Genomic DNA, 7,129 nt, shown 5'->3' on the forward strand with positions numbered 1-7,129 from the left:
CATGCGCGTCGCGGCCGACGGGCATGCCCCGGGGGACGGGGCGGAATCCGGGACGGGCGGAAGGCGTTCCCCGCTCTCCGGTGCTGGGGTACCGCTCCCCGGTCCTAGGCCACTTCGTGGGCACGGCCCCGGGCCGTGGCGGCGGTGCTCGCGAAGGTGTCGCCGTCGGGCCGGTCCGGGCCGCGGGAGAGGCTGCCCGGCCACCAGAACCGGCGGCCCAGGTCCAGGGCCAGCGCGGGGACCAGGACCGTACGGACCAGGAAGGTGTCCAGGAGGATGCCGAGGCCGACGAGGACGCCCATCTGGGCCATCGTCACCAGGGGCAGGCCCGCGAAGATCGCGAAGGTGGCCGCCGGGACGATGCCGGCGGAGGTGATGACGCCTCCGGTGCCGGTCAGCCTCGCCAGGACGCGGCGGGCGTGACCCAGACGCGCGGTCTCTTCCTGCACGCGGTGCATGAGGAAGTTGTTGCAGTCGATGCCGAGCGCCACCAGGAACACGAAGCCCATCAGCGGGATCGACCAGTCGACGCCCGCGAAGCCCAGGACGTGTTCGAAGATCAGGTTCGAGGCGCCGAGGGCGGCGACGTACGACAGCGCCACCGTCGCCAGGAGCAGCAGCGGGGCGACGAGGGCGCGCAGGAGGGCGATCAGGACGACGAGGACGACCGCGCTCACGCGTCGGGGCAGCTCCCGTCCGTCCCCTCGGCGTGCCATCCGCCGTCGCCGGACACCGTCACCGTCACGGTGCCGCCGGCCGGGTTCCCGATGCGGTGCGCTGCGGCGGCCGTACAGATCAGTTGTTCCGTCCCGAGGCGGGACAGCGTGCCGAGACCGGCCGGCAGCCGGATCGCGAGCGCGTCGCCGCGCGCCGACACGGTCGGGCCGTCCGGCGAGGTCGGGCCGTCCGGCGAGGTCGCTCTCGGTGCCGCGGTCGCCGGGGGCGCCGCGGCGGTCGGGGCCGACGGCACCTCGCTGGAGAGCCGTCCCGGGGCGTCCACCGGGACCGGGCCGCGGAAGAGCAGCCCCAGGGCCGCCTCGGCGTCCCCGGGCCGGTCGGTGGGGAGGGGCACCGCGACGAGCGCCCCGCCCCGGACGAAGTACACCGGTGTCCTCGGTGCGATCCCGCTCGCCGGGCCGCCGGCCTGCACCACCCCGGTCTCGGGGATCCCGCAGGCGGACAGCGCGAGCAGCGCCGACGCGATCAGCAGCGGGACCCGGTGGGCGGCCCTCATGACCGGTCCTCCTCGGGCAGACCGTCCCGCCGCAGCGGGAGTTCCACGGTGAACAGGGCGCCGCCCGCCGGATGGTTCGCCGCGCGGACCGCGCCCCCGTGCATCCGCACGTTCTCGGCGGTGATCGAGAGGCCGAGCCCGCTGCCCTCGGAGCGGACTCGCGCGGTGTCGGACTTGTAGAACCGCTCGAAGACGTGCGGCAGCACAGCGGCGGGGATGCCGGGCCCGCTGTCCCACACCTCGATGACCGCCAGGCGCCCGGTCCGGGTGGTACCGCGCGTGTGCAGGCCCACCCGCACCGGACGGGCGCCGTGCCGCAGGGCGTTGCCGATCAGATTGGCCACGACCACGTCGAGGCGGCGCGGGTCGACGTGTGCGCGCACCGTGCCGGGCGCCGGCAGGCGGGTCTCCACCGAGTCGGACCAGCCGCGGGAGGCGAGCGTACGCCGGACGGACTCGGCGAGGTCGATCTCGTCCAGGTGCAGGACCGCCGCGTCCGCGTCGAAGCGGGAGATCTCCATCAAGTCGTCCACGAGGCGGGCCAGTTTCTCGGTCTCCGCGCTGATCAGCCGTACCGCGGTGGCCGTGTCCGGATCCAGCCGGGCGGCGTCCTCGTCCAGGACGTCCGTGACCGCGGACATGGCGGCCAGCGGGGTGCGCAGTTCGTGCGAGACGTCCGCGGCGAAACGCCGGGCCTTGGCCTCCATCTCCCGCAGCTCCGCCACCGACGTCTCCAGCGCGGCGGCCGTCTCGTTGAACGTGTCGGACAGATCGGCGAGTTCGTCGGAGCCGTTGACCGCGAGCCTGGTGTCCAGACGGCCCTCGGCGATGCTGCGCGTGGCGTGCCGCAGCGCGCGCACCGGCAGCAGTACCCCGCGCGCGGCCAGCAGCGCCAGCACCACGGCGAGGGCGAGTGCCACCACCATGGCGCGTTCGACGGCGGTGACCAGGGCGTCGACGTACGCCTGCTCGACGGCCTGCGGGACGACGAGGAACACCTGGACCCCGGAGAGCACCTGCCCCTCGCCCGGGGCGTCGAAGGTGACCGGCATGCCGACGACCAGCGAGGTGTGCCCGTCCCCGCGTACCCGCTGGAAGACGGTGGCCCGGCTGGACCCGACGGCCTCCCGCACGGCCGGCGTCACCTCGGTGAAGGGGTCCCCGGCGACGGAGGAGGCGCTTTCCTCCCGGAACGCGACCAGCACCCGCCAGTGCCCCTGCGCTTCGGTGTCCGCCAGGTCGGACGCGAACCGCTGGAGCGTCTGTTGGCCGGGAGGGTAGGAGAGCCCGTCGGCGAGTTGGCCGACCTGGGTGCGCAGTTGCCTGATCACCGCGTCCTGGCTCTGCTGGAGCACTCCGGTGCGCGCCTCCCTGAAGGTCAGCGCACCGGTCGTGGCCGCGGCGACGGCGGCGACGAGCCCGAAGGCCACCACCAGCCGTGGGCGCAGGCCGCGCAGCCGACGGGCCCTCATCGGGCGGCGAAGCGGTAGCCGAATCCGCGGACGGTGTGGATGTAGCGGGGTGCGCGAGGCGGCTCGTCCAGTTTCGTGCGCAGCCGTTTGACACAGGCGTCCACCAGACGGGCGTCGCCGTGGTAGTCGTGCTCCCAGACCGCCTCCAGCAGTTGCTGCCGGCTGAAGACCTGGCCGGGTGAGGCGGACAGGGTGAGCAGGAGCCGCCGTTCGGAGGGGGCGAGTGCGATCGGCCCGCCGTTCAGCGTGACGGTCAGGCCGGCCCGGTCGATGGTCAGGTCCCCGTAGCTGTCGATCTTCGGCAGGGCGGTGCCGGCGGCCGTCCCGCCGGCCCGGCGCAGGACCGCGCGGATGCGGGCGTCGAGCACCCGGGCCGGCACCGGCTTGACGACGTAGTCGTCCGCGCCCGCCTCCAGACCGACGACTATGTCCACCTCGTCGCCCCGCGCGGTCGCCATGATGATCGGCAGGGTCTGGTCGAGGGCCCGTATGCCACGGCACACCTCCAGGCCCGTCATGCCGGGCAGCATCAGATCGAGGACGACGATGTCCGGCCGGAAGGACCGCAGCCGGTCCATCCCCTCCTCACCGGTCCCGGCGGCGAGGACGTCATGGCTCTGCCGACGCAGCCCGAGGGTGACGCCCTCGCGGACGGCGCGGTCGTCTTCGATCAGCAGTACACGTGGCATGGACTCAGTATCCAAAGGGCCGCCCGCTCGGGCGGAAAACTGTTACCGGTTGATCATATATGCAGGTCGAGAGCGGGCGTTACCAACTCGTGACCGTACGGGCCAGACTCGATCACATGGCGGTCACACCGTGAACGACCGTGACTGCGTACCAAGGAGATCCGCCCCCTTCCCGTCGCCGCCGGAGGGGTTCCGCGCACGCCGCGGCGCGGAGCGGGAAGCGGCACCGCGGGAGGAGAGGCGCGAGGCGGCGCGGGAGGCGGGGGCTGACGGGCCATCTGGTGGCGGTGGCCGTGCTCGCGGCCGCCGGGTGTGCGGTGGTGGCCTGGACGTCGTCCGACGCGGGACGGTCCGCGGCGGGGACCGGTGCCGGCGTACGGGCCGGACTCACCCCGCGGGCGGAGCGTTCCCCCGGGCCGTCGGCACCGGACCCGGGCGCCACGGCGACGTCGAGCCCGCCGGCCGCGCCCCGGGCGTCCGCCTCCTCCGCCCCGCCCGACATCCCGGACGAGGGCCCGGGAACATTCGTCACCGCGCCCGGCACGAGCGCGAAGACGGGCACGGGCTCCGTGCTGCGCTACCGGGTCGAGGTGGAGGACGGCATCCCGGTCTCCCCCGCCGACGCCGCCCATGAGGTGGAGCGCATCCTGAGCGATCCGCGCGGCTGGACGGCGGACGGGCACTCGGCGTTCCAGCGGGTCTCGGGCGGCACAGCCGACTTCGCGGTCAAGATCGCCACCGCCGGCACCGTCGACGACATCTGCGGACGGTACGGTCTCGACACCGGCGGCGAGGTCAACTGCACCGTCTCCCACACCGTCATGGTCAACCTCAAACGCTGGGAGCTGGCGACCCCGGTCTACGCGGACGACGTCACCGCCTACCGGGCGCTCATCGTCAACCACGAGGTGGGGCACTTCCTCGGCCACGGCCATGTCACCTGTCCGGGCCGGGGCAGGCCGGCCCCCGCGATGATGCAGCAGATCAAGGGCATGCACGGCTGTGTCCCCAACGTCTGGCCGTACGACGCCGAGGGACGTCCGATCACCGGCCCGTCCGTCCCGTGAGCGCCCGGGTGCCGCACCCCCGCCCGGTACGGCCGAAAGGCCGCCCGGCGGGGTTGCCGATGAGCGCCGGGCCCGGCACGCCGGGAAGCGGCGCGGCAAGCACCGCGGGCGCGCCGTCCGCTCCGGTCGGCGGCCGAAAGCGAGCAGCCGGTTTGACCATGCCGTAGCGGCATGGTTTTAAGTGGGCCTCGCCGACGCGTCCGCGTCGCGCGGAACCTTGGGTCTGGGGATGCCGTGGCGTGGAGCACCCGTCAACTCGCCGAGCTGGCCGGCACCACGCTGCGGGCGATACGGCACTACCACGAGGTCGGCCTGCTGGCCGAGCCCGAACGCCGGGCCAACGGCTACAAGAGCTACGGCGTGGCCCACCTCGTGCGGGTGGTGCGGATCAAACGCCTCACCGGGCTCGGGCTCTCCCTCGCCCAGATCGCCGAGTTGGGCGACACCGACGAGCATCCCGAGGAAGCGCTCCGGAACCTCGACACCGAACTCGCCGCGACCATCGAGCGGCTGCAACGGACCCGCGCGGAGATCGCCCTGATCCTGGACCGGGCCGTGCCGACCGACCTGCCGTCCCCGCTGGGCGAGGCCGTCGCCGGGGCGGACGTCCCGGAGTCCGAGCGTTCGCTGGCGGTCGTCATGGCGCAGGTGCTCGGCCGGCCGGCGCTCGACGCCTACGCGGACACGATACGGACGTACGAACCGGACCCCGCGCTCACCGAGTTCGAGCGGCTGCCCGCCGACGCCGACGAACAGACCTGCCAGGACCTCGCCGAACGCATGCGCCAGGCGCCCGCCGTCAAGGAGATGCTCGCCGCGTTCCCGAGCTTCCAGGACCTCAGCGCCGACGCACCGCAGGGCGAGGACTTCGCCCGGCGCGCACTCGCCCTGGCCGCCCTCGACCTCTACAACCCCGCTCAGATCGACACCCTGATCCGCATGAACTGCTAGGGCGTGTCGCGTCACCCTCACGCCCCGTCCCCTCTCCGTCCGTTGATCCCGACGCCGTGGTGCGTCGTCCAAGAGGAAGTCAGATGCGCAAATCCTTCTCCCTTGTCCTCGCCGTGGCCGCGATGGCGCTCGCCGGAGTTCCGCAGGCGTCGGCGACGACGCCGCCGGCCACCGTGACCTGGGGGCCGTGCCCCGCGGACATCACCCTGCCCGGTCTGGAGTGCTCGACGGTCGAGGTCCCGTTGGACTACCGGCATCCGGAAGGGAGGAAGATCGGGATAGCGATATCCCGCCTGGCGAGCAAGAAGCCGGAGCGGCGCCGCGGCGTGCTGCTGACCAATCCGGGCGGCCCCGGCGGCACCGGACTGGACTTCCCCGCCCTGCTGACGCTGGGCGACTCGCTGCCGCAGAGCGTGCGGGACACCTACGACGTGATCGGCTTCGACCCGCGCGGCGTCGGACACAGCGCACCGGTGACATGTGACCTGACGGAGGAGCAGAAAGCGCGGGGCAACTTCCCGCCGCCCGCGAACACCCCGGCCGACCTCACCGAGCAGGCCGCGTACGCGAAGACCATCGCCGAGCAGTGCGCCACGTCGCGCACGGCGTGGCTGCGGCCCTACATCACCACCGCGAACACCGCACGCGACATGGACCGGATCCGCGCGGCGCTCGGCGAACCGAAGCTCTCCTACGACGGCGTGTCCTACGGCACCTACCTGGGCGCGGTGTACACGACACTGTTCCCGCAGCGCAGCGACCGGATCGTGCTCGACAGCAGCCTGGGCCCCGGCGGCTACGACGTCACCGCCATGCGGATGTTCGCCCGCGGCATGCAGGACCGCTTCCCGGACTTCGCGGCGTACGCCGCCGCCCATCCGGAGTACGGCCTGGGCAGCACACCCGGGCAGGTGACCGCGAAGTACTACGACCTCGCCGCGCGGCTGGACAGGAAACCGGTCCAGGGTTTCGACGGCACCTTGTTCCGCGGGGCCACGTTCGGCCTGCTCTACAGCGACGCGCAGTTTCCGGGTCTCGCGGGCACCTGGCAGGCGCTCGACGAGGACACGCCGGTGCCCACGCTTCCCGGCCTTCCCCCCACGGACCTGGACAACCCCATGTCCAGCCGGTTCTACGTGATCTGCGGTGACTCGCGGTGGCCGCAGTCGGTGCGGACCTACCGGGACGACGTCGCGGTCGACCGGCTCCGGTACCCGATGCTGGGGGCGATGACGGCGAACATCGGGCCGTGCGCGTTCTGGCCGACCGACCGGGTGGAGCCGCCGGTGCACATCGGCGACCGGGGCCCGTCCAACGTCCTCATGGTGCAGAACCTGCGCGATCCGGGCACACCGCTGGTCGGCGCCCGCGAGCTGCGCCGGGCCCTCGGTGACCGCGCCCGGATGGTGACGGCCGACCAGGGCGGCCACGGTGTCTACCCGTTCGGCGAGAACACGTGCGCGAACAACGCGGTGACGACGTTCCTGACCACGGGGGAACGACCGGCACGCGACCTCGCCTGCGCGGCGGAGTCCCACCGGAAGCGGTAGGCCGGTGCCCGGCCGAGGGCGAACGACCGGCACGCGACCCCGCCCGGCCGATCGGCGGGGCGATGGCCTCGACAACGGGGCCACCGCCGGGCGAAGTTCAGGGCCGGACGCCGCCTTTCTCCGCGGTCGGCGCGACCCGGTGGATCGCGGGGCGCTCGGCGCTCCG

General features: G+C 73.3%; 7 protein-coding genes. 3 read left to right on the forward strand and 4 right to left on the reverse strand.

Features of this window, described 5'->3' with window-relative positions:
- Nucleotides 1–104: 104 nt before the first annotated feature.
- The 4 genes from ACFC09_RS43085 to ACFC09_RS43100 are packed head-to-tail and all read right to left on the reverse strand — an operon-like array spanning nucleotide 105 to nucleotide 3,395.
- Nucleotides 105–677, reverse strand: coding sequence for an MMPL family transporter (locus tag ACFC09_RS43085; protein WP_376538131.1), 573 nt, complete (start codon nucleotides 675–677; stop codon nucleotides 105–107).
- Entirely contained in the window at nucleotides 674–1,234 is a 561-nt protein-coding gene (locus ACFC09_RS43090) for a hypothetical protein (RefSeq protein ID WP_376538133.1), read from the reverse strand. Before ACFC09_RS43090 ends, ACFC09_RS43085 begins: the two co-directional genes overlap by 4 nt.
- A complete protein-coding gene (locus ACFC09_RS43095) occupies nucleotides 1,231–2,706 on the reverse strand; it encodes an ATP-binding protein (RefSeq protein ID WP_376538135.1) in 1,476 nt (491 codons plus the stop codon). Before ACFC09_RS43095 ends, ACFC09_RS43090 begins: the two co-directional genes overlap by 4 nt.
- Complete coding sequence (locus tag ACFC09_RS43100) at nucleotides 2,703–3,395, reverse strand: response regulator (RefSeq protein WP_376538137.1); 693 nt, start codon at nucleotides 3,393–3,395, stop codon at nucleotides 2,703–2,705. The genes ACFC09_RS43095 and ACFC09_RS43100 overlap by 4 nt, the downstream gene beginning before the upstream one ends.
- 287 nt (nucleotides 3,396–3,682) lie before the next feature.
- On the opposite strand from ACFC09_RS43100, the gene ACFC09_RS43105 reads away from it, so the two are divergent.
- The 3 genes from ACFC09_RS43105 to ACFC09_RS43115 all read left to right on the forward strand — a co-directional run bounded on the left by ACFC09_RS43105 (nucleotide 3,683) and on the right by ACFC09_RS43115 (nucleotide 6,963).
- The gene (locus ACFC09_RS43105) at nucleotides 3,683–4,462 is read left to right on the forward strand and encodes a DUF3152 domain-containing protein (protein WP_376538139.1); all 780 of its coding nucleotides are present in this window, start codon (nucleotides 3,683–3,685) and stop codon (nucleotides 4,460–4,462) included.
- 234 nt (nucleotides 4,463–4,696) lie between these two features.
- Nucleotides 4,697–5,413 (forward strand): MerR family transcriptional regulator, encoded by a 717-nt coding sequence (locus ACFC09_RS43110; protein WP_376538141.1) that lies wholly within the window; start codon nucleotides 4,697–4,699, stop codon nucleotides 5,411–5,413.
- A gap of 83 nt (nucleotides 5,414–5,496) precedes the next feature.
- Nucleotides 5,497–6,963 carry an alpha/beta hydrolase gene (locus ACFC09_RS43115; RefSeq protein WP_376538143.1) on the forward strand — a complete coding sequence of 489 codons (1,467 nt, stop codon included), beginning with the start codon at nucleotides 5,497–5,499 and terminating at the stop codon, nucleotides 6,961–6,963.
- Nucleotides 6,964–7,129 lie beyond the last annotated feature (166 nt).

It is taken from the genome of Streptomyces sp. NPDC056161 (assembly GCF_042268025.1).
Taxonomy (GTDB): domain Bacteria; phylum Actinomycetota; class Actinomycetes; order Streptomycetales; family Streptomycetaceae; genus Streptomyces.

Coding starts and splice junctions, on each gene's coding strand:
- ACFC09_RS43090 (WP_376538133.1), bottom strand. CDS start 1,234: ATGAGGGCCGCCCACCGGGTCCCGCTGCTGATCGCGTCGGCGCTGCTC.
- ACFC09_RS43095 (WP_376538135.1), bottom strand. CDS start 2,706: ATGAGGGCCCGTCGGCTGCGCGGCCTGCGCCCACGGCTGGTGGTGGCC.
- ACFC09_RS43100 (WP_376538137.1), bottom strand. CDS start 3,395: ATGCCACGTGTACTGCTGATCGAAGACGACCGCGCCGTCCGCGAGGGC.
- ACFC09_RS43115 (WP_376538143.1), top strand. CDS start 5,497: ATGCGCAAATCCTTCTCCCTTGTCCTCGCCGTGGCCGCGATGGCGCTC.